27 protein-coding genes are annotated in these 26238 nt (G+C 35.7%); 10 read left to right on the forward strand and 17 right to left on the reverse strand.

The genetic code is table 11. The features are described 5' to 3' along the window. Nucleotides 1-38: 38 nt before the first annotated feature. From IQ05_RS12740 to hemA, 9 genes are all read right to left on the reverse strand, one after another. Entirely contained in the window at nucleotides 39-425 is a 387-nt protein-coding gene (locus tag IQ05_RS12740; RefSeq protein WP_144893527.1) for a c-type cytochrome, read from the reverse strand. Then, on the reverse strand, nucleotides 425-1423 hold the full coding sequence (hemB, locus tag IQ05_RS12745; protein WP_144893529.1) for a porphobilinogen synthase: 999 nt from the start codon (nucleotides 1421-1423) through the stop codon (nucleotides 425-427). Before hemB ends, IQ05_RS12740 begins: the two co-directional genes overlap by 1 nt. 48 nt (nucleotides 1424-1471) lie before the next feature. Continuing rightward, nucleotides 1472-1828, reverse strand: a complete 357-nt coding sequence (locus IQ05_RS12750; protein ID WP_144893531.1) for a four helix bundle protein — start codon at nucleotides 1826-1828, stop codon at nucleotides 1472-1474. A 45-nt stretch (nucleotides 1829-1873) separates the two neighbouring features. Then, nucleotides 1874-2776, reverse strand: coding sequence for an oxygen-dependent coproporphyrinogen oxidase (gene hemF / locus IQ05_RS12755; protein WP_144893533.1), 903 nt, complete (start codon nucleotides 2774-2776; stop codon nucleotides 1874-1876). Continuing rightward, nucleotides 2766-3299 carry a GNAT family N-acetyltransferase gene (locus IQ05_RS12760; protein WP_244289576.1) on the reverse strand — a complete coding sequence of 178 codons (534 nt, stop codon included), beginning with the start codon at nucleotides 3297-3299 and terminating at the stop codon, nucleotides 2766-2768. Before IQ05_RS12760 ends, hemF begins: the two co-directional genes overlap by 11 nt. A 1-nt stretch (nucleotide 3300) precedes the next feature. After that, nucleotides 3301-4353, reverse strand: a complete 1053-nt coding sequence (hemE, locus tag IQ05_RS12765; RefSeq protein ID WP_144893535.1) for a uroporphyrinogen decarboxylase — start codon at nucleotides 4351-4353, stop codon at nucleotides 3301-3303. 76 nt (nucleotides 4354-4429) lie between these two features. Beyond that, nucleotides 4430-5107 (reverse strand): uroporphyrinogen-III synthase, encoded by a 678-nt coding sequence (locus tag IQ05_RS12770; protein WP_144893537.1) that lies wholly within the window; start codon nucleotides 5105-5107, stop codon nucleotides 4430-4432. Further along, a complete protein-coding gene (hemC, locus tag IQ05_RS12775) occupies nucleotides 5107-6027 on the reverse strand; it encodes a hydroxymethylbilane synthase (protein WP_144893539.1) in 921 nt (306 codons plus the stop codon). Before hemC ends, IQ05_RS12770 begins: the two co-directional genes overlap by 1 nt. Nucleotides 6028-6090: 63 nt before the next feature. Beyond that, nucleotides 6091-7347, reverse strand: coding sequence for a glutamyl-tRNA reductase (gene hemA, locus IQ05_RS12780; protein ID WP_144893540.1), 1257 nt, complete (start codon nucleotides 7345-7347; stop codon nucleotides 6091-6093). 227 nt (nucleotides 7348-7574) lie between these two features. On the opposite strand from hemA, the gene IQ05_RS12785 reads away from it, so the two are divergent. The 7 genes from IQ05_RS12785 to IQ05_RS12815 all read left to right on the forward strand — a co-directional run bounded on the left by IQ05_RS12785 (nucleotide 7575) and on the right by IQ05_RS12815 (nucleotide 14357). Next, nucleotides 7575-8450, forward strand: a complete 876-nt coding sequence (locus IQ05_RS12785) for a helix-turn-helix transcriptional regulator (RefSeq protein WP_144893542.1) — start codon at nucleotides 7575-7577, stop codon at nucleotides 8448-8450. 99 nt (nucleotides 8451-8549) lie between these two features. Next, nucleotides 8550-9599, forward strand: a complete 1050-nt coding sequence (hemH, locus tag IQ05_RS12790) for a ferrochelatase (RefSeq protein WP_144893544.1) — start codon at nucleotides 8550-8552, stop codon at nucleotides 9597-9599. Further along, on the forward strand, nucleotides 9600-10934 hold the full coding sequence (locus tag IQ05_RS12795; protein ID WP_144893546.1) for an MATE family efflux transporter: 1335 nt from the start codon (nucleotides 9600-9602) through the stop codon (nucleotides 10932-10934). A 7-nt stretch (nucleotides 10935-10941) separates the two neighbouring features. Then, nucleotides 10942-11490, forward strand: a complete 549-nt coding sequence (locus IQ05_RS12800) for a CopD family protein (RefSeq protein ID WP_144893548.1) — start codon at nucleotides 10942-10944, stop codon at nucleotides 11488-11490. A 53-nt stretch (nucleotides 11491-11543) separates the two neighbouring features. Further along, nucleotides 11544-13016: a PAS domain-containing sensor histidine kinase gene (locus IQ05_RS12805; RefSeq protein ID WP_370514400.1), complete on the forward strand. Its 1473-nt coding sequence runs from the start codon at nucleotides 11544-11546 to the stop codon at nucleotides 13014-13016. A 9-nt stretch (nucleotides 13017-13025) separates the two neighbouring features. Next, entirely contained in the window at nucleotides 13026-13808 is a 783-nt protein-coding gene (locus tag IQ05_RS12810; protein ID WP_144893550.1) for an enoyl-CoA hydratase/isomerase family protein, read from the forward strand. A gap of 144 nt (nucleotides 13809-13952) precedes the next feature. Continuing rightward, nucleotides 13953-14357, forward strand: coding sequence for a hypothetical protein (locus tag IQ05_RS12815; RefSeq protein ID WP_144893552.1), 405 nt, complete (start codon nucleotides 13953-13955; stop codon nucleotides 14355-14357). Between the two features lie 152 nt (nucleotides 14358-14509). On the opposite strand, the gene IQ05_RS12820 is transcribed toward IQ05_RS12815, so the two are convergent. From IQ05_RS12820 to IQ05_RS12830, 3 genes are all read right to left on the reverse strand, one after another. Further along, complete coding sequence (locus IQ05_RS12820) at nucleotides 14510-15163, reverse strand: HD domain-containing protein (RefSeq protein ID WP_144893554.1); 654 nt, start codon at nucleotides 15161-15163, stop codon at nucleotides 14510-14512. A gap of 89 nt (nucleotides 15164-15252) precedes the next feature. Further along, complete coding sequence (locus IQ05_RS12825; RefSeq protein ID WP_144893556.1) at nucleotides 15253-16242, reverse strand: acyl-ACP desaturase; 990 nt, start codon at nucleotides 16240-16242, stop codon at nucleotides 15253-15255. 10 nt (nucleotides 16243-16252) lie between these two features. Continuing rightward, complete coding sequence (locus IQ05_RS12830) at nucleotides 16253-16987, reverse strand: lysophospholipid acyltransferase family protein (protein WP_144893558.1); 735 nt, start codon at nucleotides 16985-16987, stop codon at nucleotides 16253-16255. 115 nt (nucleotides 16988-17102) lie between these two features. Between IQ05_RS12830 and rnpA the strand changes: the two genes are divergently transcribed. Genes rnpA through IQ05_RS12845 form a run of 3 tightly spaced genes read left to right on the forward strand, consistent with a single transcriptional unit; the run spans nucleotide 17103 to nucleotide 19995 of the window. Next, nucleotides 17103-17483 (forward strand): ribonuclease P protein component, encoded by a 381-nt coding sequence (gene rnpA, locus IQ05_RS12835; protein WP_144893560.1) that lies wholly within the window; start codon nucleotides 17103-17105, stop codon nucleotides 17481-17483. A 42-nt stretch (nucleotides 17484-17525) separates the two neighbouring features. Continuing rightward, nucleotides 17526-18353 (forward strand): DUF4349 domain-containing protein, encoded by an 828-nt coding sequence (locus IQ05_RS12840; protein WP_144893562.1) that lies wholly within the window; start codon nucleotides 17526-17528, stop codon nucleotides 18351-18353. A 4-nt stretch (nucleotides 18354-18357) separates the two neighbouring features. After that, the gene (locus IQ05_RS12845) at nucleotides 18358-19995 is read left to right on the forward strand and encodes a S41 family peptidase (RefSeq protein WP_144893564.1); all 1638 of its coding nucleotides are present in this window, start codon (nucleotides 18358-18360) and stop codon (nucleotides 19993-19995) included. A 1-nt stretch (nucleotide 19996) separates the two neighbouring features. Here IQ05_RS12845 and IQ05_RS12850 read toward each other — a convergent pair whose 3' ends face one another. The 5 genes from IQ05_RS12850 to IQ05_RS12870 form a co-directional block, all read right to left on the reverse strand. Then, the gene (locus IQ05_RS12850; RefSeq protein ID WP_144893566.1) at nucleotides 19997-20443 is read right to left on the reverse strand and encodes a GNAT family N-acetyltransferase; all 447 of its coding nucleotides are present in this window, start codon (nucleotides 20441-20443) and stop codon (nucleotides 19997-19999) included. Between the two features lie 30 nt (nucleotides 20444-20473). Beyond that, nucleotides 20474-21457 (reverse strand): DUF4837 family protein, encoded by a 984-nt coding sequence (locus IQ05_RS12855; protein ID WP_144893568.1) that lies wholly within the window; start codon nucleotides 21455-21457, stop codon nucleotides 20474-20476. Between the two features lie 47 nt (nucleotides 21458-21504). Then, nucleotides 21505-23517, reverse strand: coding sequence for a LysM peptidoglycan-binding domain-containing protein (locus IQ05_RS12860; protein WP_144893570.1), 2013 nt, complete (start codon nucleotides 23515-23517; stop codon nucleotides 21505-21507). A gap of 291 nt (nucleotides 23518-23808) precedes the next feature. Beyond that, nucleotides 23809-24996 (reverse strand): phosphoglycerate kinase, encoded by a 1188-nt coding sequence (locus IQ05_RS12865; RefSeq protein ID WP_144893572.1) that lies wholly within the window; start codon nucleotides 24994-24996, stop codon nucleotides 23809-23811. Between the two features lie 266 nt (nucleotides 24997-25262). Next, nucleotides 25263-26225 carry a PorP/SprF family type IX secretion system membrane protein gene (locus tag IQ05_RS12870; protein ID WP_144893574.1) on the reverse strand — a complete coding sequence of 321 codons (963 nt, stop codon included), beginning with the start codon at nucleotides 26223-26225 and terminating at the stop codon, nucleotides 25263-25265. Nucleotides 26226-26238: the final 13 nt, after the last annotated feature.

A 26238-nucleotide genomic window follows, 5' to 3' on the forward strand; every position in this document is an offset into this window, starting at 1 on the left:
AGATATAGCGGATAGCAGGATATAGCTCCTAAAAAACTTTATTTTACATGAGAATATACGTAGGCTTCTAGCGCTTTCAATTCCTCGTCAGACATGGCTTTTGTGAGTGCAAAATTAGCTTTCATCACCTCGTATTGACTTGGGTCTACAATTGGCTCGCCTTCACCTTTTAAAAACGTGACCATGTCAGCATTTTTACTTTTATAAATACCTGCAATATCTTGTAAGCTGGGACCAATTACCTTTTTGTCAATTTGGTGACAGGCGATGCAATTTCCCTTTCCTTCAAAAATTTCTTTTCCTAAATCTACTGGAGTTTGAGCAACTTCTTCAGTAGTTGTTGGGTACAAGGATTCTTTCTTTGTTTCTTCTTTTTTACAAGATAGAAAGCAACATACAGCAATCATGCAAAGGATCTTTTTCATTATTTTTTATTTAAAAGTATTGCCGCTTCTTTGGCAAAATAAGTCGAAATCAAACTAGCTCCTGCACGCTTGATGCACATTAACTGCTCCATCATGGTTTGATCGTGATCTAACCAACCTCTTTCGGAAGCGGCTTTGATCATGGCATATTCGCCAGAAACATGATATACCGTTACAGGCACATGCACTGCATTTTTTACTTCGCGAACGATATCTAAGTATGCAATTCCAGGTTTTACCATGACCATATCAGCGCCTTCTTCAACATCCCAAAGTGCTTCTTTGATGGCTTCAAGACGATTGGCATAATCCATTTGATAGGTTTTTTTATTTTTTGGAACTACTACATCAGCGTCTTTTGGAGCAGAGTCTAAAGCATCGCGAAACGGTCCGTAAAATGCCGAAGCATATTTAGCAGAATAACTCATGATGCCCACGTTATGATACCCTGCAGCATCTAAACCTTGGCGCAAGCGTAGTACACGTCCGTCCATCATATCGCTTGGCGCTACAAAGTCGGCACCGGCTTGAGCGTGAGACACGGCCATTTTTACCAAAGCTTCATTCGTCGAATCGTTTTCTACATCACCGTTTGCAATGATTCCGTCATGACCATAAATAGAATACGGATCCAAAGCCACATCAGGCATGACAATCATTTCTGGACAAGCGGCTTTGATGGCGCGAATGGCATTTTGCATGAGTCCGTTTGGGTTCCAGGCTTCAGTACCGGCGTTGTCTTTTAGATTTTCGTCGACTTTTACATAAATATTTACTGCTCGAATTCCTAAATCGAATAATTCTTGCACTTCTTTTACAGTTAAATCAATAGAACGACGAAAAATTCCTGACATAGATGGAATTTCTACCTGTACGTTTTCGCCTTCGGCAATAAACATTGGAAACATAAAATCACTTGGACTTAATGTAGTTTCTCTAACTAACGAACGAATTGATTCGTTTATTCTTAAACGACGACCTCTTTGTAATGGGAACATATATATTAGCTTTTAGCTTTCAGCAATTAGCTTTCGGCAATTAAAATTTTATTTGTTATATAGCTTAGATATTAAACTATTGAGCATTTTTTTAATTTCTTCAACTTGAAATAATAGTTTTTCACTTGACTCATTATTGATGAAATTTAAATCTCGACTCAGTATAAATTGATATTCTAATTCATTTGCTGATCCAAATGCAATTATTAAAAATCGAGCAAAATCTTTATCTGAATTCCTTCCACAACCTTCAGCAATATTAGTCGAAATTGAACTTGCGGATCTTTTCATTTGGCTAGTTAAGCCGAAAAGCTCTTCTTTTGGAAAATTATGTGTCATTTTATAGACATCAAGAGTTAATTGATGTGATTTTTGCCAAACTACAAAATTTTTAAAATCCTTCATGCTTTTAAATTTAGGCTAATGGCTACAAGCTGAGCGCTAATTGCTTTAAATCCACTCAACAGGAATCTCCAACACTTTCAATAATTTCTCCTCTTCACTTCCTGATTCTGGATGATGGTCGTAAACCCACTGAACATGTGGCGGCAAACTCATCAAAATACTTTCGATTCTTCCATTGGTTTTTAGGCCAAATAAAGTGCCTTTGTCGTGCACCAAATTGAACTCAACATAGCGACCTCTTCGTATTTCTTGCCAGGTTCTTTGTTCTGCGGTATATGGTAAATTTTTTCGTCTTTCTAATATTGGAACATAAGCGGTTAAAAATGAATTACCAACTTCGGTTACAAAGTTAAACCAGTTTTCCATCGACATTTGCTCGGTTGCTTTGCAGTAATCAAAGAATAATCCGCCGAGTCCGCGAGCTTCATTACGATGTGCGTTCCAGAAATAGGCATCGCATTGTTTTTTAAACTTGGGATAAAAATCTAGATTGTGCTTATCACAAGCGGTTTTACAGGTTTGGTGAAAATGAATCGCATCTTCTTCAAATAAATAATAGGGAGTTAAGTCCTGTCCGCCACCAAACCAACTGTTGATAATATTTCCTTTATCGTCATACATTTCGAAATAGCGCCAATTGGCATGAACCGTAGGTGCCATTGGGTTTTTAGGATGTATTACCAAACTCAATCCGCAGGCAAAAAAATCGGCTTCACCTACATTGAATAATTTTTGCATCGAATCGGGTAATTTTCCATGCACTGCCGAAATATTCACACCGCCTTTCTCGATAACATTTCCGTTTTCGATTACACGTGTTCTTCCTCCGCCGCCTTCTGGACGTTCCCAAAGATCTTCCTTGAATTTGGCTTGACCTTCAACGGCTTCTAAGCCAGCAACAATCTGGTCTTGAAGATTTTGTATGTATTGGTAAAATTTATTTTTCATTGTACAATTCATATAATTCCATGTCTAATGGCTCATCATTAGTTGGAGTAAATTCATTTTGCAAAGTTTTTTGCCAAACGAAACCGTTATTCTCAGCTACTTTTACACTTCCTAAATTACTTTTATGAGCTATAATCTGAAGTGTTTTCAAACCTAAATACTCAAAAGCAAAATTTGTCATTTCTTTTACCGCAAATGAAGTCAAACCATTTCCTTCATATTCCGAACCAATACAGTATGCAAATTCTCCTTGGTTTTTATCCCAATCGAGTTTTTTAATAATAATTAAACCTATAATTTGTTGGTTGTTTTTATCTCGAATAGCAAAAGTAAAATTTGTCTTCTCTTCTATTTCTTTATTTTTAATTGAAATATAGGCTTGTGTTTTTTCTAAAGAACTATTCATTTCCAATGTTACTGGAAAAAATAATTTTAATCGTTCCTTATTATCCAACATAAACTGATACAACTGATTGGAATCAATTGGTTGCAGTTTGTAAACTATGTAATTTTCAAATTTCAAACTATTGTTTATACTCCTTCACCGCATCAATAAAGGCTTTGGCGTGATCCACAGGGATATTTGGTAAAATACCGTGGCCTAAATTCACAATATATTTGTCTTTTCCGAATTCGTCAATCATTTCATGAACCATTTTCTTAATTACTGGAATTGGAGAAAATAATCGAGAGGGATCAAAATTACCTTGTAAAGTGATGTTTCCACCTGACAAATAACGTGCATTTCTAGGCGAGCAAGTCCAATCTACTCCTAGTGCAGAGGCTTTACTTTTACCCATTTCGTTCAAAGCAAACCAACATCCTTTACCAAAAACAATAACTGGAGTTACCTCAGCTAAGGCATCAATGATTTGGTTGATGTATTTCCAGGAGAATTCTTGATAATCAACTGGCGATAACATACCGCCCCAAGAATCAAAAATCTGAACGGCATTCACACCTGATTTTACTTTTTCTAATAAGTATAAAATAGTGGTATCGGTAATTTTTTGTAATAAAGTGTGCGCCGCTACTGGATCAGAGAAACAGAATCCTTTGGCAGTATCAAAACTTTTAGAGCCCTTGCCTTCAACAGCATAACAAAAAATAGTCCATGGCGAACCCGCAAAACCTATTAAAGGCACCTCATCGTTCAACATTTCTTTGGTTAATTTTACCGCATCAAAAACGTATCCCAAAGTTTCATTTACATCCGGAACATAAACTTGGTTTACTTGCTCCATGGTACGAATAGGATTCGGGATAATTGGTCCTAAATTGTCTTTTAATTCCACGTGAATTCCCATAGCACGAGGCACTACAAGAATATCCGAAAATAAAATGGCAGCATCTGGAGCAATTCTACGAATAGGTTGAACCGTAATTTCGGCAGCTAATTCTGGTGTTTCGCAACGAGTGAAAAAATCATATTTGTCACGCAAAGCTCTAAATTCTGGTAAATACCTACCCGCTTGACGCATCATCCAAACTGGCGGACGCTCTACTACTTCTCCTTTTAACGCTCTTAAAAACAGGTCATTTTTAAGTACTTTTGCTTGATTATCGGTGCTGTTCATTTTAATATGCTTTGTGACTTTTAGTTTGTCTAATTTTTTAATTTATGATCTTTACGTAAACATTCCGCAGTGGGAATTACGATTCTTTATAATATGCAATCACTTCCTCAATTACTTCTTCGATAATAGGAAATTCAGGTATGACAATGTTCTTAATTTTCTTTGATTCTAATGACGATGCTGTTGTGGTGCCAATACAAAAACAAACTTCGTCTTGAATTGTATTATTAGTGAAATAACTTTCCACAGCCGATGGACTAAAGAAAAGAATACCATCAAATTTTTCCTGACTTGAAATCTTAAAAGGAGTAAGTGTAGTTTGATACACCTCAATCTCATTAAAAATGATTCCAGCATCTTTTAACGCAGCAGGAAGTGTTTCCTTACGCAGGTTCCCACTCAAAAAAGTAAAATGCTCTTTATTGTAAATCAGTGTAATTATCTCTGCAAGTTCAGAAGCGTAATCCATATACACATCTACAGTAAAGCCATGTTGCTCTAGCAATTCTTTGGTTTTTATGCCTACACAAAACACAGGTTTAGTTTTTAAAACCTCCCAACCATTTTGTTCTATTAAACTCAAAACTGCATTTTGACTGCTGAAAATCAAATTCGCATTGATACTTTTTAAATCAAACAAATTGTTTTTTATTTCGATAAAATCTTCTTCTAAAAGATCAAAATCAGCATCAATAAAAACTTTTCTTTGAGCATCTGTTAGTGTTCTGGTCGATAAAATACTTTTTTGACTCATTATTTTTTTAATTTCTCTTTTATAGATTTCATCAATGCTACACCGCCATTTTCAAGGATTTCTTGTGCGCAGAAATACCCTAATTTTTTCCATTCTTGCATGGGAACTGTTTTCTCAATTTCGATTTTTTCTTTACCATCAATAGAAAACAAAACTCCTTTGAAGACAATATCATCGGCTACAAAAACGGCTAAAGCACCAATAGGTGCCGTACAACCACCTTCTAAAGTTTTAAGAAATTGTCTTTCAATGTGGGTACATATTTCAGTGTCAATATCATTCAGTTCGTGCAATGCCTGTCGAGAATACTCATCATTTGCCATTGCTACAACAAGCATAGCTCCTTGCGCTGGTGCTGGAATCATCCAGTCTAGATCAATATAATCTCCTGGTTTAAGATTGATTCTTTCTAGCCCTGCTGCTGCAAATACGGCTCCACTCCAGTCGCTTTCTTGTAGTTTTTTCATGCGTGAATTTACATTTCCGCGCAAATCAACTACAGTATGATTGGGGTATTTATTAAGCCATTGTGCTTGACGGCGTAAACTACCCGTAGCGATTGTTCCTGTACTATTTAAAAAATCTAGATTTCCTTTATGAACTAAAATATCGAGTGTATTGGCTCTTTCAAGAACTGCAGCTTGAACAATTCCTTGTGGTAATGCAGTTGGAACATCTTTCATAGAATGTACCGCAATATCAACATCGCCATTAATCATAGCAACATCCAGTGTTTTGGTAAAAATTCCGGTGATTCCTAATTCGTAAAGTGGCTTATCAAGAATGATATCACCTTGAGATTTTACGGCAACAATTTCGGTTTTGTATCCTAAATCGTTTAACTTATTTTGAACAGTGTGGGCTTGCCAAAGTGCGAGTTCACTATCACGGGTTCCTATGCGTATCGTTTTGTTCACTATTTTAATTTTTTCAACCCATGAGAAATGAAGTTCTCTCCTGATTTGATTTTAATGGCGCCAACTTTATTTAGCCGTTGCTCCTATTTTAAAAACTTTCTCAATCCATTCAATACTTTCATCCACCATAGTGTTATCATCTTTTAAATGATTGGCAAAATGGGTAGTAATTTTTTGGATAATGCGGTTGCTGATTATTTCCGCTTGCTCTTCATTGAAATTTGATATTTTCTTGCTTTGAAAATCAAGTTCAGAAGCTTTTATCGCGTTCAATTTTGCTTTCAAAGCATTAATTGTTGGCGCAAACTTTCTGCCTTTGGTCCAAGTGATGAACTCTTCCTTAATTTCTTCGATAATCGCTTCGGCAGCTGGAATGTGTTTTTTTCTGTTTTCTAAAGTTTCATCTGTCAACTGTGACAAGTAATCCATGTGAATTAAGGTCACTCCATCCAGTTCTTCCACGTTTTCATGTGCATTTTTTGGAATTGACAAATCTAAAATCAACAATGGTTTTTTTAAATTCAAAATCGCTTTATCAATAGTTGGATTTTGTGCACCAGTGGCAACCACAACAACATCCGCTTTTTGTAATTCAAGATGCAATTCTGAATAATCCTTAACAATAAGATTTAATTTCCCAGCCAGTTTTTCTGCCTTTTCTTTAGTTCTATTGATTAAGGTTATGTGTTCGTTTTTAGTATGCTTTACTAGGTTTTCACAGGTATTTCGACCAATTTTTCCCGTACCAAAAAGTAATATGTTTTTGTTACCAATATCTTCTACATTTTTGATAATGTATTGCACTGCCGCAAAAGAAACTGATGTAGCTCCGGAACTTATCTCGGTATCCGTTTTTATTTTTTTACTGGCTTGGATGACAGAATTGACCAATCGTTCCATAAAAGCATTGGCTAAACCTAATCCTTTTGACTGTGAAAAACTGGATTTAATTTGAGCGATAATTTCAAAATCTCCTAGAATCTGACTATCAAGACCCGTTCCCACTCGAAATAAATGACTAATGGCTTCATGATTTTTATAAACAAATCCTACATTTTGAAAGGATTCAACAGAACCTTGACTATTCTCACAAATCAATTTGATCAATTGAAATGGATGTTCTGCAAAACCGTAAATCTCAGTACGGTTGCAGGTTGAAGTCACTATTAAACTCTCTATTCCTTCATTCTTAGCTTGCTCTAACAAACGAGTTTTTGCAACACCATCTAAACTAAACTTCCCTCTAATCTCTGCATCGGCTTTCTTGTAGCTTAACCCAACCGCGTAAAAATATTGATGCTTTGATGTGTTATTGTTTTCCATATTTGCACTTTTCCAAAAAGTGAAACAAAATTAGTACTACAGTAGTTATAAAAATAACGCTAGAAGTTCTTTTTGTATCGCTTAATGATTTTTTGATTCTAATTGTATTTATTAACCAAAAAAACTTATTTTTGTAATGAAATCAAGTGCTTTGAATCTCTTTATTTAGAGTTGTTCTAAATAAATACGTTTCCTAAATATGATTTTTATATTAAAAAAATACCGCTATGAGTTCTGAAGAAATTATAAAAATTGAAGACGATTTTACGCTAATTCGGTTTCAAAATGATGGTATAAACCCTTTCCATGCACAACGCGAGGTGAGCAGCGGATTGATTCAGTTTCATTTTGGACTAAAAGGAAGTGCTAAATTTATTTTTAATCAAGGAAACTATGCGCTAGAACTCAAAGAGGAAAAATCATTATTACTTTACAATCCACAAAAAGAATTACCTCTTAATTTAGAACTAGCTCCAAATTCTTGGGTGATATCTGTAATTATTTCAATCAAAAAATTCCATGCGCTATTCTCTACCGAGGCAGATTATATTACTTTTTTGAGCGCTGATAATAAAGATAAAAAATATTATAACGAAGGAAACATTAGCCCATCAATGGCAATTGTGCTATCACAGTTGTTTCATTACAGCTTGCATCCATCCATAAAAAACTTGTATTACAAAGGCAAAGGGTACGAGTTATTGAGCCTTTACTTTAATAGAACAGAAGATCCAAATGCAGAGCAATGTCCTTTTTTAATAGATGAAGACAATGTGATCAAAATAAAAAAAGCAAAAGAAATCATTATTGCTAACATGGCTGAACCGCCAGGTTTACAAGAACTAGCAGATGAAATAGGTTTGAATTTAAAAAAACTCAAAATGGGTTTCAAACAAATTTATGGTGATACCGTGTACGGATTTTTATTTGACTATAAAATGGATTTTGCTCGAAAACTACTAGATAGTGGCTCCTATAACGTAAACGAAGTGGGGTTGAAAATAGGGTACAGCACCGGAAGCCATTTTATAACGGCATTCAAAAAGAAATTTGCTACCACTCCCAAAAAATATTTGATGTCCATAAACCCTAATATGCAGTAAACGATTGTTTTCGTATATTAAACAATAAATAAAAAATAGTTAATCGCAAAGTATAAAAAAGCAGGTTTAGTTACTTTTGCTTCATAAAAAAAAGACAAGATGAAAGGTGTATTATTAGTAAATTTAGGTTCTCCCGAAAGTCCAACTCCAAAAGATGTAAAACCTTATTTAGATGAGTTTTTAATGGACAAATATGTAATTGACGTTCCGTTTTTATTACGTGCATTACTAGTACGCGGAATCATTTTACAAACAAGACCTAAGAAATCAGCGGCAGCGTACGCTAGAATTTGGTGGGACGAAGGTTCTCCACTTGTAGTAATCTCTAGAAGAATGCACGAAAAGGTTCAAAAACTCGTGGATGTTCCTGTTGCTCTTGCTATGCGTTACGGCAATCCATCGCTTTTATCTGGATTACAAGAATTACATGATAAAGGTGTGACCGAAGTGATGCTTTTTCCGTTGTATCCGCAACACGCAATGGCTTCAACTACGACTATTCTAGAACTAGCAGAGGAACACCGCAAAAAGTACTTCCCAGAAATGAAATTCACAATTGTTCCAGCTTTTTACAACAAACCTGATTATTTGAAAAATCTAGCTGATTCTATAAAAGGGCATTTAGAAGGTTTTGATTACGATCATTTGTTGTTTTCATACCACGGAATTCCAGAACGCCACATTCGCAAAACAGACATCACCAAATCACATTGTAAAATAGATGGCTCTTGTTGCAATACACCATCACCAGCTCACGAATTTTGTTACCGTCATCAATGCTACGAAACCACAAAACAAGTGGTTAAATTGCTAGGAATCCCAGAGGGAAAATACAGCCAGACCTTTCAATCACGTTTAGCGGGCGACAAATGGTTGACTCCCTACACAGACGTCGAAGTTAACAAAATGCCAAAAAACGGCATTAAAAATCTAGCTGTAGTGACACCTGCTTTTGTATCAGACTGTTTAGAGACTTTAGAGGAAATTGCTATGGAAGCCAATGAAGAATTTTTACACCACGGTGGCGAAAAATTCATGGCCATTCCTTGTTTAAATGACGATGAAGATTGGTGTAAAACAGTAGGAAACTGGATTACTACCTGGACAGGCGTATCTACAACAGCAACGCTAGAAAAAACTACTGCATAAATGAATACCAGTACCGATGAGTTGGGAACGCAACCAATCAAAAAACTCTTGATTAAACAAGCGGTTCCTTCCTCTATTGGGATTCTCTTTATGTCTGTTAATATTTTGATAGACACCATATTTGTTGGGCAATGGATCGGTTCACTTGCAATTGCTGCAGTAACCGTTGTATTGCCCATCACTTTTTTAATTTCGTCATTAGGCATGGCTATTGGCGTAGGAGGCGGATCGGTTTTGTCACGTGCTTTGGGTGCAAACAACAAAGAAAAAGCATTGCAAACTTTTGGGAACCAAATAACGATGACTTTCATCCTAGCCTCAGTTTTTGTGGTATTCGGTTTGATATTTAGTGATGAAATGCTTTTACTTTTTGGGGCAAAAGGCGCCATTTTTAAACCCGCGCAAGAATTTTATTTTCCTATTATCATAAGCGTTCCCTTTCTAGCATTGTGCATGATGGGCAATAATGTCATTCGGGCTGAAGGAAAGGCAAAATTTGCCATGGTAGCCATGATCATTCCCGCATTTGTAAACATTGCTCTGGATATTCTTTTTATAAAATACATGGACATGGGTATTTTTGGAGCAGCTTTGGCCACAGCCATATCCTATACTACTTGTTTTTTATTTGTAGTATGGTACTTTGTTTTCAAGAGTCAATTGCAACTGCAACTCAAACATTTTTTATTCAACAAATCCATTGTCAAACAAATTACGTCCCTTAGCATTGTTACGTTTTCCAGGCAAGGTGTCGTTAGTCTTTTATCCATACTGTTAAACCACACATTGTATACCTATGGCGGTGAACACTCTGTTGCCATTTATGGGATTATCAGCAGAATGTTAATGTTTGCTTTGTTTCCTATACTTGGAATCACACAAGGATTTTTGCCTATTGCTGGTTACAATTATGGTGCTTCTAATTTTGCTCGTGTTAAGGAGAGTGTTCAGTTGTCCATTTTATATGCAGCGGTATTGGCTTCTCTAATATTTGTGGTCATCTTGGTATTTGCTCAACCAATTGTATCAGTTTTTACCACTGATCCCGAGGTTATAGCCCAAACGCCCAATGCCTTGCGATGGGTTTTTGCAGCATCACCTATTATTGCCATTCAATTGATTGGCGCTGCTTATTTTCAAGCTATTGGCAATGCCAAAAAAGCTTTACTTTTAACGTTAAGCAAACAAGGATTTTTCCTCATCCCGCTTGTGCTAATTCTACCAAATTTTTTCGGTATTTTTGGCGTATGGATTGCTTTTCCTATTGCCGATGTTTTATCAACAACATTGACTGGCTATTTATTAAAAAAAGAAATACATACTAAACTACTATAACGGTACTATGGAATACTATAATTACATAAAATCATTACACCTCATCTTTGTAATTACTTGGTTTGTGGGGCTTTTTAATATTGTTCGCCTTTTTGTTTACCAAATTGAAGCTGCAGATAAACCTTCACCCGAAAAAGAGATTTTACAAAACCAATTCAAAATAATGACGTACCGCATGTGGTACATCATCACTTGGCCATCGGCAATATTAGCCAGTATATTTGCATTTTGGATGTTGTTTTTCACCGATTTAGGTCGGGCGTGGCTTCAAATGCCTTGGATGCATGTCAAACTAGGATTTGTGTTTCTATTGTATTTGTACCATGCCAAATGCCACCAAATCTTTAATCAATTGCAACGAAACGAAGTGAGATACACCTCTAATTTTATGCGATTATGGAACGAAGGCGCTACAATTATACTTTTTGCCGTAGTATTTTTAGTGATTTTAAAAAATGCATTCAATTGGATTTACGGAGTAATTGGGATCATTTTGTTCTCTGTCATTTTAATGCTGGGTTTCCAATTTTACAAAAAAATTAGAGAAAGAAAATAGTTGAATTTTCAGTTCCCAACCGGGACTGAGACTGAGACTGTAAACTAAAAACCATGTTCAAAAGCTTCAAAATAGCAATGCTTTCCTTGCGGATTAGGATTTTCCTGTCCATGATTGTATTGATATTGATGGCCTCCGTTATATTAGCTTCGATTTCGATCATTCAATTTAAAAACGAAGCCAAAGAATACCACCAAGAACGACTGGAACGGAACGAAAATGCGGTTAAACAGCACATCAATTTTATTCTTTCAACTACTACTTATCCTTTAACGGCAGCAAACCTAGACCTCATCTTTAAGGATAAAATTCATGAATTGGCACACATTCATAATGTCGAAATTAATATTTACAGCCTTAACGGTCAGTTGTTAAAATCTTCAAAAGAATCTTTTTCGGTTGACAAAGTTGCACCACCAGTACCCAAATACATTTTGAAACTGGTGCGTTCCTCCATTGAAAAAAGGTATGTAGACATTAAAACCATTGACGGCAAAAAAAATCGTTCGGCTTTTAGCCAAATCAAAGATGACAAATTCAAGCCACTCGGAATTTTAAACTTGCCTTATGTAGAAGACGATGGATATTATGAAAATGAACTTAAAAATTTCTTAGTAAGACTAGGTCAAGTGTATACTTTTATGTTGCTCATGGCCTTTGCGCTAGCGTACTTCTTATCTTCCTACATTACAAAATCTTTAAAAACCATTTCGGATAAATTAAGCGAAACCAGTTTAAACCAAAAAAACGAAAAAATTGTTTTAGAGGCCAATAGCAAAGAAATAAATTTACTTATCAAGGCGTATAATGCCATGGTAGATGAACTGGAGAAAAGCGCCATCAAACTAGCACAAAGTGAGCGCGAAGAAGCTTGGAGAGAAATGGCAAAACAAGTGGCCCATGAAATTAAAAATCCGCTTACGCCAATGAGACTCACAGTTCAAAGTTTTCAACGCAAGTTTGACCCATTGGATGCCAATGTAAAACAGAAAATGAACGACTACTCTGAAACGCTCATTCAGCAAATCGACACCATGAGTGCAGTAGCTTCGGCTTTTTCTAACTTTGCCTCCATGCCTGCCCAACAAAACGAAACCCTGAATGTAGTTGAAGTTGTAGAGCTTACCATGGATATTTTTAATGAAGATTATGTTGAATTTCAAAGTGAATCTCCAGAGATTATTTCAAAAATTGACCGTACACAATTGATTCGAGTTATTACCAATCTTGCCAAAAACGCTATTCAATCTATACCGGAGCAACAAGAACTTAAAAAAGTACTTGTAAAAATAAAAAAAGAAGACAATAACGTACTTATAACCGTATCAGATAACGGAATAGGAATACAAGCTAGCGATGCGCATAGGATTTTTGAACCTAAATTTACTACCAAAAGTAGCGGTATGGGTCTTGGTCTTGGAATTATAAAAAACATTATCGAAAATTACAAAGGAACGATTATCTTTGAATCTGAATTTGGTAAAGGAACCACATTCATTGTGTCACTCCCCATCATCAACTCTTAAAAAATACTTATGAACTACGAAAATATTTTGGTTACTACCCAAGAAAACATTGCTACTGTAACTATCAATAGACCTACAAAGTTGAATGCTTTGAATGTGGCAACCATTTCTGATTTGAACAAAGCCTTTAAATTACTGTCAAAAAACAATGAGATTCGTGCTATTATTTTAACAGGAAGTGGCGAAAAAGCTTTTGTAGCAGGAGCTGATATTTCAGAATTTGCAAATTTCTCCATAGAACAAGGATCCCAACTTGCAGCAGAAGGTCAAGAAAAATTATTTGATTTTATCGAAAATTTAAAAACACCTGTTATTGCCGCAGTTAATGGTTTTGCACTAGGAGGCGGACTTGAATTGGCTATGTCGTGTCATTTTAGAATTGCCTCTGCAAATGCTAAAATGGGATTACCAGAAGTTTCATTGGGTGTAATTCCAGGTTATGGTGGAACGCAAAGATTGCCTCAACTAGTAGGAAAAGGCCGCGCTATGGAAATGATTATGACTGCTGGAATGGTTACTGCAGATGAAGCTTACAGAATAGGATTAGTAAACCACGTGGTTTCAGAAGACGAACTAATAGAATTTTGTACCAATATAGCCAATAAGATAATTAAGAACTCTCCATACGCTATTGGCAAAGCAATAAAAGCAGTTAATGCTAATTTCAAAGAAGGGAAAAACGGATTTGAAACAGAGATTAAATCTTTTGGAAAATGTTTTGGAACCGAAGATTTTAAAGAAGGAACAACGGCTTTCCTAGAGAAAAGAAAAGCAGTTTTTACTGGAAAATAAAAATAAGAGAGAACCAGATTGGTTCTCTTTTTAGTTTAAACACACATTGTTTTAAATAATTTTTTTCACAAAAAGGATTTGTTTGCCGCACAAGGCTTAGTTTTGCACTTCATTTGTGATTATCTCACTCTTTAAATTCTAATTATGTCCTTCCAACCTGTATTTGATCTGTTCTGGGAAAAAGTAAAAGAAAGTATCGATAACTATACGTATGCAAAGTTAACCCTAGCCAAAACCATTGGTGATACAGAATTGAAAAATATTTATGTGCGTCCTGTTTTACAAGAAAACGATGTGTTTTGTATGTCCATAACGGCGCGTTACAAAACCGAAGAAATAGAAAGTTTCCATACCCTTGATGAGGCGTTTATTGTATTGGCTCCGTATATGAACAACCCTTTTTTAACGGCTTTACTCTTCACTACAGAAAACGACATTACGTTTAAACTTAATAAAAAAAGAGTAGGAACTATCATTGAGCAAGCACCTACCTTTAAAAACGCTTCGGATGTGATTCTAGAAATGAAAGAAAAAGGGATTTCAGCATAAATTTTTTGATAACAACTGCTGGTTTTCAAGTCGAAAACCAGCAGTTATTAAACAGAGCTCGTAATGGATTACATATCATTCAAGCCTGAGTTTTATTTTTTTGAAAGATAACAATCTCAAAAACTGTAAACTGCACACTGAAAACTGCTAACTTATTTCTCCCCTTCCCATTCTGCATAAAACTGAGCTAGAAAACCCTCCATGTATTGGTGTCTTTCTTGAGCTATCTTCTTACCGGTTCGGGTATTCATTTTATCTTTTAAGAGCAAAAGCTTTTCGTAGAAATGATTTATTGTAGGAGCATTATTCTTTTTGTATTCCTCCTTAGTCATGCTGGTGTTTGGAGCTATTTCAGGATCATACAGCGCTCTATTTTTAAAACCTCCATAATTGAATGCTCTGGCAATTCCTATGGCTCCTATGGCATCTAACCGATCCGCGTCCTGAACTACATCTAGTTCAATTGAGGAAAACTTTCGTTCAAAATTTCCACCTTTATAGGAGATGTTTTCAATGATTTGAACCACATGCGCAATAATTTCCTCGTCAACATGTTCCGATTCTAAAAATTTTCGAGCAACTCTAGGCCCTACCGTTTCATCACCATCGTGAAATTTACTATCGGCAATATCATGCAGCAACGCACCAAGCTGGGCAACAGTACTATCACAAGTTTCCGTGCTAGCAATTAACACCGTATTCTTAAACACTCTTTCGATATGAAACCAATCGTGTCCGCCCTCGGCATTTTTTAATTCTTCTTTTACAAAAAGAATTGTCTTGTTTATCAAATCAGGATTTGTCATTGTATCTTTTGTTTTTAAAAAAAATGTTGAACTTTAAAGCTTTAAAACTTTAAAATCCAACATTTATATTGGGTATTCGTAGGATTGAATTAGCGTATTAAGGCAGGCTCAACCCATTTGAAAATGTGAGATTCTTGAGGAATTACCAAACGCTCAGAGATTTTAGCCATTCTAGAAGGCAATTTCATCAAATAGTCACGGGCTTTTTCAGCTTCATCTGTTAAACCACCTATTTTATCAATTTCCCATTTGTCAATTAATTTTTGCATAATTTCAACATAGTCTACTGCGGTATACACCCCAATACGCTGTGCTGAATCAGAAAACTGTTCAAAAGCTGTACTTATTTTTTCACCAGATTCTCTCAAGAAATGAGCCGGCATTACAATTTTTGCTTTCATCATGTATTGGAAAGCAAGCATCATTTCGCTTGGGTCAATTTGGAAAATTCGGTTTACAAACTCACTATATGCATGATGGTGACGCATTTCATCGCCTGCAATCATTTTGCACATTTTAGACAATTTGTTGTCTCCGTATTTTTTAGCTATTTGAGCTACTCTGTTATGAGATACATAGGTAGCTAATTCTTGAAAACTAGTGTAGATAAAGTTCTTATAAGGATCTCTACCAGTACCAATATCAAAACCATCATTAATCAAATGCTGTGTAGTCATTTCTACTTCGCGCATGTTCACTCTACCGGATAAGTACAAGTATTTGTTTAATAAATCACCATGGCGATTTTCCTCACCTGTCCATTGTCTGATCCATTTAGACCATCCGTTACGCTCCACATTATCTATTCCTTCTACATCCATAAGCCAAGACTCATAGGTAGGCAACGCTTCCTCTGTAATGGTATCACCTACTAGTGTTACCCAGAAATCATAAGGCAAATCTTTAGCAATTTCACGTAGTTCTTTTACTTCATCAAAAAAAGTATCGCTCTGGGAATCTGGCAAAAAATCTGTGGGTTGCCATATCTTCTCAACAGGAATAAGATACTGATCGACAAAGCTATCTACGTTTTTCTCTAAAAACTGCATTACTTCTAATCGAATGTTTTTTATTGACATTTTATATATATTAAATTTTTATTCCATTCACAACGGCTGTTTCGGTTTTCACCATCAAATCAGCAAAATCATATTCGCTTACAGCAAGCGGTTCGTGTACTACAAAGGTAAGATGATTTCCTAAACCTACGGGAAAAAAACCAAATTTAACCATTTTCCAAGAGTTGTTAATGCTTACCGGAACTACGTAGGCCGATGGGGCATTCTTGCACAACATTTTTAATCCTGTTTGTGAAAACTCTTTTGGTTTTCCTGTTTTACTTCGGGTACCTTCTGGAAAAATAACGGCAGAACGATTGTGCTTTTCTATATACTCTGACAAACTTCTAATGGCAGGAATAGCTTGTTTGGGATCTTTTCTATCAATAAGTACAGATCCTCCATGACGCAAATTATAGGACACACTTGGTATTCCTTTACCTAATTCTTTCTTACTCACAAATTTACAATGAAAACGTCTAAAATACCAAATCATTGCTATAATATCGTACATACTTTGATGGTTGCACACAAAAATCAAGGGCACATCCTTTGGGATGATATCTCTATTTGTAAAAGTATACGTAGTTCCAAGCAAATTAGTGCATTTTACCAAGAAAAAATTCAAATAATCCACACTCTTCTTATGTGCTTGATAGCCAAAAACATTGAAACAAATCCATTGAATAGGATGAAATACAAGCAATGTTAGACTAAAACAGAGATAATAAACAACAGATATGGGGTATGAAATTATTTTTTGCATGCTTAAAAAATTTCTGCAAAAGTAATAAATATATTTTTAGTGGTATTTCATCTAGAAAAAGTCGCAAAAAACAGCTTTAATTGTACCTTTGCTGACCAAAATACGTTCCCTATATATGAATTTCAAGTACCCTAAAACCGAAAAACTAAAAAGCAAAATAACCATTGGTTTATTATTTACTGATGGTAAATCTGTATCCAAATACCCCTTGAGATTGGTATACAAAGCTGGTACTTTTGGCGAAAGTGAAAAAATAAAAATAGGCGTTTCCGTATCTAAAAAGAATTTTAAAAAAGCTGTAGACCGCAATTATTTCAAACGTGTACTTCGCGAAACCTATCGCCTAAATAAACATTTGTTGCTTGATAATCTTGATCAACCGTATTCCTTCATGTTTTTTTATCAAACCAAGGATCGCTTGACTTACCAAGAAATCAATACTAAAACTGTTCAATTGTTTGAAAAGTTTTTGCTACAAATAAAAAAAGAAGAGTAGCAATTCTATTTTTTGTATTTTTAGCATTAAAACAACCTATTTATGAAGTCAATACTCTTATTTATTCTTGTACTATTGTGTTTTGGGAGTTGTAAAAAGGCAGAAGCTGATTTAGATATGAAAATCACAGCTATTAAACTTCCTGCAAAAAGAGAATCTGGACAAAATGGCAACTACAGTGCTGATAAAATGGACTCGCCTGAAAAAGAAAAAACAGAACAAAAAATCATCAAAACAGGTAACCTTCGTTTTGAAACCAATGATTTAGAAGCTACATATACCCAAATACAAAATGCAGTAAAAAATAGTAAAGCAACGATCCAAAACGACAATGAAGGCAAAGATTACGAGTCGGTTTTTAGAAATCTAACAGTTCGTGTACCAAGCCAAAACTTTGATGTTTTTATAGCTTCGATTTCAAAAGGAGTTGCGTATTTTGACACTAAACAAATTACTTCACAGGATGTCACTGCTGAATTTATAGATCTTGATGCCCGATTAAAAGCAAAAAAAGTATTGGAAAACCGGTATCTGGAACTTTTGAAAAAAGCAAACAAGGTTACCGAAATGCTAGAAATTGAAAAACAACTTTCGGCTATTCGAGAAGAAATTGAAGCCAAAGAAGGGCAATTGAACTACATGCAAAACCAAGTTTCTTATAGCACCATCACAATAGAATTTTATAAATCTGTTGCAGAGGCTAGCGGCGCTACCGAATCATATGGAACAAAAATTTGGACCGCCATCAAATCAGGGTTCAATAGTCTTTCGAGTTTGTTTATCAATTTACTCAGCATTTGGCCGTTTATCCTCATTATGATTGCTTTAGGTTACTTTATTAGAAAACGATTTAAGTCAAAAAAAATATAAAAACATGTATTCTTTCCTCAAAAAAAAATTCATATTACCCGTTGTTGCATCGGCATTTTTATTCATTGGAAGCAGTTTCAAAGATGATTTCTTCGAAATTGCCAAACAAATCGAAATCTTCACCACGCTTTTCAAAGAATTGAACCGCAATTATGTAGATGAAACTAATCCAGGAGAGTTAATGGACAAAGCCATTAAGGCCATGTTGGCTAACCTAGATCCGTACACGGTCTATTTTAACGAGCAGGATGTTGTGAAGTTTAAAATCAACAATACGGGTGAATATACAGGCATAGGTGCCATACTCACCCGCAAAGAAGACAAACTGATTATCAAAGAACCGTATAAAAATTTCCCAGCAGACAAAGCAGGTTTAAAAGCAGGTGATGAGATCATTCAAATAGGTGATGTGCTTTTATCAGATTTCAAGGATGATGCCTCGCAATTACTCAAGGGTTCTAAAAACACAAAAATCACAGTAAAATACCTCAGACAAGGCAAGCCTAATACCACACAAATTGTACTGGATGAAGTAGAAATTAAATCGGTACCGTTTTTTGCAAAAATAGATGATAAAACGGGTTACATTGTCTTGTCTCATTTTAACAAAAAAGCCTCTTTTGAAACCAAAGAAGCATTAGAACAACTCAAAAAAGAAGGAGCAGAACGCATCATTCTAGATGTAAGAGACAATCCCGGTGGATTACTAAATGAAGCCGTAAATATTTGCAATTTATTTGTAGCCAAAAACGAAACTATTGTCACCACAAAGTCTAAAATTGACAAACACAATACTACCTATAAAACTACCAGAGAGCCAGTGGATTTGGACATTCCTTTGATTGTTTTGGTAAACGGCCGTAGTGCATCCGCTTCAGAAATTGTTGCAGGTGCGTTGCAGGATTTAGATCGTGCGGTAGTGGTAGGAAGTCGTAGTTTTGGAAAAGGACTAGTACAACGTCCTGTTGATTTAACTTACGGAACCCAACTCAAAGTGACCATTTCGCGCTATTACACTCCTTCGGGACGATGCATTCAGGCATTGGATTATTCTAAAAAAGACAAAAACGGAATGGCTTTAAAGACCGAAGAGAAGAACTTTAACGCTTTTAAAACCCGCAAAGGTAGAACTGTGTATGACGGCGGAGGTATTCAACCTGATGTAGTTTTAGAAGAAACCAAATCTAGTCCTATCACAAACGCCTTGCTTCGCAACGACGGAATCTTTAACTACGTAACCAGTTACTGTTACAAAAACCCAACACTTGGAAATCAAATTCCAGTGATCAGTGATGCTGATTATGCCGACTTTAAAAACTATTTAAAAGCTCAAAAATTCTCCTTTGACACAGAAACTGAACTGGCTTTGAAAAATACTTTGGCTGTAGCCAAAAAAGAAAAGCTAGACGAATCCATTCAAGTAGAGTACCAGCAATTATTGACCGCCTTGCAAAAATCTGAAAATGCATTGCTAGACAAACATCAAAAAGAAATCAAGGGCTTAATGGTTGATGAAATTATCAAACGTTTTCAATACCAAGAAGGTTTGTATCAATATTACACCAAAAACAACATAGAAATCAAGAAAGCAACGACACTCTTAAACGATGCCGCTGCCTACAAAGCTATCTTAAAAATGTAACTTACTGTTTTTGCATTTCTATGTGTGGGATATCATCTTCCAGATACATCTCACTGGTTTGTACAAAACCGTGGCTTTCGTAAAACTTTTTTAGGTACAACTGGGCTCCTATTGTGATTTGGCTTTCGCCAAAATGTTTCGCTATGCCCGCAATAGACTCGCGCATTAGATCATGACCCCATTTGCGATCACGGTAATTAGCATCAACAGTAACTCTACCTATTGAGGCAAAATCAAAACTTATTCCGGGTTGAAACAATCTAGAATGAGCCACTATTTTACCGTCATAAACGCCCATAAGGTGTAAGGCTACTTTATCTTTATCATCTAAGTCAAGGTACACACAGTTTTGCTCAACTACAAAGATCTCGCTTCGTAACTTTAAAATATCATATAACTCAAAAACTGTAAGTGCTTCAAATGCTTTTATTTCCCACTGTAGTGTCATGTGCTGTTTTTTTATACAAATTAAAGCAATTTAAGGCTCTTTTTTAATAATCCGCGCCGATTTTATAATGGATTCTAATTCGTGCATTAAATCCCTTTTATCTTTAGAAGGCGCATAACAAAAACCTTCTAGAATTAGCAATCGGTTGTATGTAGTGTCTAGTATTGCATAATTGATAAAAGGACCCGACATGAAGTCATTATTCAATTGCCAAGTTCCCTTAGTTTCATAAGCAGTGTATTTATTGAGTTTTGTCTTAGAAAAATAAGGAGAATACGCCTCCTCTGTAATCATGTTGGTATGAGGTTCTTTCCCTCTGATGTACAAATTGCCTATAGAATCGCGCAATTGAATCACCTTTGCACTCCAGTTTTTATCGGTTCTATATTTATCTAGAGGAACTTGGTAGAGCAAGAGACTAGTGTTTCCGCCAATAAATTCTTTTTTGAGCCACAAGAAATTTCGTTTTTGCAAGACATACACATAACCTGTAGGAACTTGAATGGCTGTATGAAACTTGTTCTCAATAATTTTAGGATCCAGTAAAGATTGTAAGTTTATTTTTTGACTAGCCGCTATTTCAGCATTTTTAATCATGCTGATCATTTGGGGTGCATTTTGCTCCATGATCGTCACAATATCACTAACTGTTCTTCCTGAAATATGAAAAACATTTTGAGGACTAGCGTATTGATTTTTCTTGATTTCAAATTTATTGACCTCGGTTTTTTTAACTACAATTATCGCTCGCGTATCGGTCATGAAACCTTCTAAAAGTTTAACGGGATATTGATTGATGTTAAAAAGAGGTTCTTCCTGAGGCAAGCCTATTACTGGCGCAGCAAATTTATTCCTGATGCTATCTCCTATCTCACCATTCCACAACTGATCTTCAATAATAACCGATATGGTGTTGATTTTACCTGTAGTAATGCGCGGCAACGAGCTGTTATCTTTTTGACAAGAAAACACAGAAAATGCCGCAAAAATGAATAAACAATAAAATCGATGCATTGCTGGGTGTTGTTTAGTAAAACCCAAATATAAAGAACAAAGCCGTATTATCCGTTTATTTTTAACTTCATACCTGGTTTGATATCTTCACCACTAATACCGTTCCACTTTTTCAAATCATTGATGGTTACACCTGGATATTTTTTAGAAATACTAAATAAGGAATCTCCTTTTTTCACAAAATATTCTGAAGCAGTTTTCGCAGCAGATGTATTTTTCTTTGTTTTAAAAGTATCTACAGTAGCTTTATCAGTATTGATTGCTATTTCATCCTTGGCAACAATAAGAGATTTTCCTATTGTAATCGTATTATCAGGTAGGTTATTCCACGATTTTAATTCGGGAACAGTGGCGCCAAATTTAGTCGCAATTGCACCTAAATTATCTCCTTTTAAAATAACATACTCGACATCTTTACGCAACGGACTTGTTGCTGCATCTGGTTTAGCATCCGTTTCTTTTGGACTCAATTGCAAAACCAATCCCGCTTGCACAGAAGCAGTAGTTAAGCCATTTAACTTTTGAATCTCAGTAACTGTCAAATTGTGTTTCTTTGCAATACTTCCCAAGTTATCTCCTTTTTGCACTACATAACTTGAAGCGGTGTTTGACGCATCAACAGCCTTTTCCTCTTTATTTACTTTAGCATCTGCAAGGGCTGTATTTTTAGAAACCGTATTTTTAGATTCAGACTTTATTTCCTTTAGTGCAGTAGGATCAGTATTGATTTTTAAACTTCCTCCGTATGCAATATTGTTGCCCTTGATGTGATTCCATTTTTTAATTTCGGCAATAGTTACCCCATATTTTAGAGCTACACTAGCAATATTATCCCCTTTTTTAACTTTGTAGTACACACTTTTGGTTGCGGCCAGACTTTCAGTATTAGCTCTAAGACTGTCTTTAACAACAGTTGTTTTAGCTAACATAAAGGGTTTTTCACTTTTGTCTTTTTCATATTGTGCGTAGGCATATATTTTGTTTTCGTTTGAGGCAAAAACGGCAACTTTTTCCTGTGGTAATCTTAAAAAATGGGTTTGATCGTGATAAAAAGGAACCACGTTTAGCTTGTAAGACGGATTTAAAAGCTGTAATTGTGCTACAGGCACATCCAGTAATTCCGATATTTGTCTGAATGTCATTTGACGCTTGATCATCACCGTATCTGTAGCAAAGTGTTTTACTTTGGCTCTATTAGGAACAATACCATGCTCTTTGTGGTATTCATAAATATACATGGTTGCTAAAAAAGCTGGTACATAGCCTTGTGTTTCACGGGGTAAATTTTTTCGAATGTTCCAATAATTCTGTTGTCCGCCTGAACGTCTGATGGCTTTGGCAACGTTTCCTGGTCCAGAGTTATAAGCTGCTAAAACCAAATCCCAATCTCCAAATATCTTGTACATATTGGTCATATATTGTGTTGCAGCGTCGCTAGATTTCAGTGGATCACTTCTTTCATCTACATAAGAATCTATTTTAAGACCGTATTGTTTTCCGGTTTGATACATGAACTGCCACAATCCTGTAGCGCCCATTCGGGAAACTGCTTTAGGATTTAATGCCGACTCAACCACTGCTAGATATTTAATTTCGAGTGGGACATTTTGCTTTGCTAACGCTTCCTCCATTAACGGAAAATAATATTCAGAAACTGCCATGAGGCGTTCAAAAGATTTTTTTCTGTTTTTCAAAAAAGATTTGATTAAGTTTTCTAATCCAGGATTGTACTCAATATTAAAAGGCGACTTTGCATCCATGGCAGCCAATCTTTGTTTAAGTAAATCTGTAGGCAATTCAAAATCTATGGCAAGATCAAGATTGGTATTTTTTATTTCTTCAGAGAATGAAGTAAATAAATCAAGATCGTTGAGTTCTTTCATCCACAAACTGTCAACGCGTGCGGCAACTTTGTCGTTTACAAAGGTTTTCTTGATAGAATCGAGGTACGAAATTTTAGGTACTATTTTTAAAATGGATTGGGTGTCATTTGCATCTTGTGCAAACAAATTAGCCGAAAACAAAAGTAATAGTGCAACAGTGGTATTTTTTATATTCATATTTTTACGATCAAAGACCTATATTTCAAATGATTACAAAGCTTGATTTACAAACTTAACGGGTTTTTTCTAAAAAACGTCTTTAAAAAGTGTTAAAAATGCAATAATTGATACATTTATAAGGAATATCTATCGATTTAAGAAAATAAGTGGCGATACCAAACTAAATTAGTATCCAAAATAAAAAACCTCAACAACTTTTTTCGTTGTTGAGGCCTAGTTTTCAATTAGTAGCCTGTAAAAACTACTTTAAAAATATATTTTTGCATTTACAAAGTGGTCTTTGGATCCTTATTCAAGGATAGCTGCAATACCAGGAAGTACTCTACCCTCAAGCATTTCTAGCATGGCTCCTCCTCCCGTAGACACATAGCTTACTTTGTGTTCTAGTCCAAATTGTTTTACTGCAGCCACAGAGTCACCACCACCCACAAGTGAAAAAGCTCCCTTGGCTGTAGCCTCGGCAATGTAATTCCCTAATGTAATAGTTCCATTTGCGAAATTTTCTAATTCAAATACTCCCAAAGGTCCATTCCACAATATCGTTTTAGATTCCATAATCACTTCTTTAAAAAGGTCTAATGATTTTGGTCCTGCGTCAAGACCTTGCCAGCCATCTGGGATACTATTCACATCCACTACTTGCGTTTGAGCATCATTTGCAAAAGCATCTGCCGCTACAACATCAACCGGAAGATGTATTTGAACCCCTTTTTCTTTGGCTAAACGCAAAATTTCTAGTGCTAAGTCTTGTTTGTCATCTTCGCAAATAGAGTTTCCTATTTTGCCTCCTAGCGCTTTCACAAAAGTAAAAGTCATTCCACCACCTATGATCATGTGGTCTACTTTATCTAAAATATTTTCGATCACAGTAATTTTAGAAGAAACTTTAGAACCACCCAAAACCGCAGTAACTGGTTTTTCACTGTTTTTCAACACTTTATTCAAGCTCTCAATTTCTTTGGCAAGCAACAACCCAAAACATTTGTGCTCTGGAAAAAACTGTGCGATGATAGTAGTAGATGCATGTGCTCTATGTGCTGTACCAAAAGCATCATTCACATAAATATCTCCAAGACTGGCTAATTCTTTGGCAAAAGCTACGTCTCCCGCCTCTTCCTCTGGATGAAAGCGTAAATTTTCAAGAATCAATACGCTTCCTGCTAACAAGTTTTGCGCAGCCTCTTGAGCCACTTCACCTACACAATTTGATGCAAATTGAACCGGAACACCCAGGATTTCTGAAGTAGTTTGTACAATATGTTGTAGTGAATATTTGGCTTCTTCCCCTTTTGGTCTTCCTAAATGTGACATTAATATTACGCTTCCGCCTTGCGCTAAAATAGCATCAATAGTAGGTTTGGCTGCTTCAATACGCGTGGTATCGGTTACTTGGAAATAATCGTCTAGCGGCACGTTAAAATCTACTCGAATGAGCGCTTTCTTATTTTTAAAATCGAAATCTTGTACGGTTTTCATGTGTATGTTGTTAGTGTTTGTTTTTTCAAGGAGAAACAAATATAGCACTTTTAGTATGGTAACAAATTGGTGAAAACCAAAAAATCTACTTTAGTTACTAACGAAATCGTTATCAATTACGAACTAATAACACAACACTGCTTCGGAGCTACATTAGCTTCCAAAAAATTACATTTAGAATAGCGGCTTTGAACAAACCTAAAGGATGGAAACAAAAAATCCGATTGTGGGGACAATCGGATTGTAAGTGGGTTTCGTGCATTGCTTTAATCAATAATTGGGTTTTGCGTACATGGGCAATCACTTACTCCTTGAAGGAAGTCAAGACCTATAGTCACAACGTGCGTTCCAGAGTTAAAACTCCCTAAACGATTCAAAATTACTTGGTACGAATACCCAAAATAAAAATTCGATTTCTTAAATCCTACCATAGGGCCTACGTTAAGCGGTTTTCCTATTTGATCGTTTAAGAATCGGTACGATGCACCTGCCCATAAATAATCATCATTACGATCGTATTTACGATACTTGATGTTGATATCGGTACTAGAACGTTTGTCACTAGCAAAATATTGGTAGTACACTGAAGGTTCAAACTCTGACCTGTTGTAGGTTCTACTTCTAAATACATATCCCGAATAAACTTGGTAGTTCCGAACCAAGCTCGGCTCCACTCCGCTAAATTGATCAATATCTTTGTCTAAAATGTTACTGGCATTGAAACTCAGGTAATACTCTTTGTTGCGGTATAAGAAACCCACATCAAAATTGTTATTGGCCACAAACCTATTGTTGTTAATGGTCGGGTCATTATTGATAGGTTGTAAAGCATCAACATCTATTTTAAAGGTGTTTAAGTTATACGAGATACCAAAAGACAAATACTGCTTTGAATAATAATCCAAGATAATGTGGTGTGCAAAAGAGGCTTTGATCCCTTGTTGCATGGTATTTCCGTTTTTATCATTGTACGCAGAAATCCCCACACCTGATTGATCAGCTACCCTAAAATCAGCATAAATAGATTGGTTTTCAGGTGCGCCTTTAATTCCTACCCACTGCGTCAAGCCGTTGGCACGTATCCTCAAGTTATCCCCAATACCGGCAAAAGTAGGAGAAACCACAAAAGGATTATCCGCAAGATATTGCGTAAAAACGGGCAAGTTTAACTCTTGGCCGTGGCTTGAACCCACCACCAAGAGCAACATTGAAAGGATGATTTTTTTCATTTTACTATTTTTT

It is taken from the genome of Flavobacterium tiangeerense, from assembly GCF_007830355.1.
GTDB lineage: Bacteria > Bacteroidota > Bacteroidia > Flavobacteriales > Flavobacteriaceae > Flavobacterium > Flavobacterium tiangeerense.

Bases quoted from the DNA above. Each gene is read 5' to 3' on its own strand.
- IQ05_RS12740 (WP_144893527.1), bottom strand. From the start codon at position 425: ATGAAAAAGATCCTTTGCATGATTGCTGTATGTTGCTTTCTATCTTGT.
- hemB (WP_144893529.1), bottom strand. From the start codon at position 1,423: ATGTTCCCATTACAAAGAGGTCGTCGTTTAAGAATAAACGAATCAATT.
- IQ05_RS12750 (WP_144893531.1), bottom strand. From the start codon at position 1,828: ATGAAGGATTTTAAAAATTTTGTAGTTTGGCAAAAATCACATCAATTA.
- hemF (WP_144893533.1), bottom strand. From the start codon at position 2,776: ATGAAAAATAAATTTTACCAATACATACAAAATCTTCAAGACCAGATT.
- hemE (WP_144893535.1), bottom strand. From the start codon at position 4,353: ATGAACAGCACCGATAATCAAGCAAAAGTACTTAAAAATGACCTGTTT.
- IQ05_RS12770 (WP_144893537.1), bottom strand. From the start codon at position 5,107: ATGAGTCAAAAAAGTATTTTATCGACCAGAACACTAACAGATGCTCAA.
- hemA (WP_144893540.1), bottom strand. From the start codon at position 7,347: ATGGAAAACAATAACACATCAAAGCATCAATATTTTTACGCGGTTGGG.
- IQ05_RS12785 (WP_144893542.1), top strand. From the start codon at position 7,575: ATGAGTTCTGAAGAAATTATAAAAATTGAAGACGATTTTACGCTAATT.
- hemH (WP_144893544.1), top strand. From the start codon at position 8,550: ATGAAAGGTGTATTATTAGTAAATTTAGGTTCTCCCGAAAGTCCAACT.
- IQ05_RS12795 (WP_144893546.1), top strand. From the start codon at position 9,600: ATGAATACCAGTACCGATGAGTTGGGAACGCAACCAATCAAAAAACTC.
- IQ05_RS12800 (WP_144893548.1), top strand. From the start codon at position 10,942: ATGGAATACTATAATTACATAAAATCATTACACCTCATCTTTGTAATT.
- IQ05_RS12805 (WP_370514400.1), top strand. From the start codon at position 11,544: ATGTTCAAAAGCTTCAAAATAGCAATGCTTTCCTTGCGGATTAGGATT.
- IQ05_RS12810 (WP_144893550.1), top strand. From the start codon at position 13,026: ATGAACTACGAAAATATTTTGGTTACTACCCAAGAAAACATTGCTACT.
- IQ05_RS12815 (WP_144893552.1), top strand. From the start codon at position 13,953: ATGTCCTTCCAACCTGTATTTGATCTGTTCTGGGAAAAAGTAAAAGAA.
- IQ05_RS12820 (WP_144893554.1), bottom strand. From the start codon at position 15,163: ATGACAAATCCTGATTTGATAAACAAGACAATTCTTTTTGTAAAAGAA.
- IQ05_RS12825 (WP_144893556.1), bottom strand. From the start codon at position 16,242: ATGTCAATAAAAAACATTCGATTAGAAGTAATGCAGTTTTTAGAGAAA.
- IQ05_RS12830 (WP_144893558.1), bottom strand. From the start codon at position 16,987: ATGCAAAAAATAATTTCATACCCCATATCTGTTGTTTATTATCTCTGT.
- rnpA (WP_144893560.1), top strand. From the start codon at position 17,103: ATGAATTTCAAGTACCCTAAAACCGAAAAACTAAAAAGCAAAATAACC.
- IQ05_RS12840 (WP_144893562.1), top strand. From the start codon at position 17,526: ATGAAGTCAATACTCTTATTTATTCTTGTACTATTGTGTTTTGGGAGT.
- IQ05_RS12845 (WP_144893564.1), top strand. From the start codon at position 18,358: ATGTATTCTTTCCTCAAAAAAAAATTCATATTACCCGTTGTTGCATCG.
- IQ05_RS12850 (WP_144893566.1), bottom strand. From the start codon at position 20,443: ATGACACTACAGTGGGAAATAAAAGCATTTGAAGCACTTACAGTTTTT.
- IQ05_RS12855 (WP_144893568.1), bottom strand. From the start codon at position 21,457: ATGCATCGATTTTATTGTTTATTCATTTTTGCGGCATTTTCTGTGTTT.
- IQ05_RS12860 (WP_144893570.1), bottom strand. From the start codon at position 23,517: ATGAATATAAAAAATACCACTGTTGCACTATTACTTTTGTTTTCGGCT.
- IQ05_RS12865 (WP_144893572.1), bottom strand. From the start codon at position 24,996: ATGAAAACCGTACAAGATTTCGATTTTAAAAATAAGAAAGCGCTCATT.
- IQ05_RS12870 (WP_144893574.1), bottom strand. From the start codon at position 26,225: ATGAAAAAAATCATCCTTTCAATGTTGCTCTTGGTGGTGGGTTCAAGC.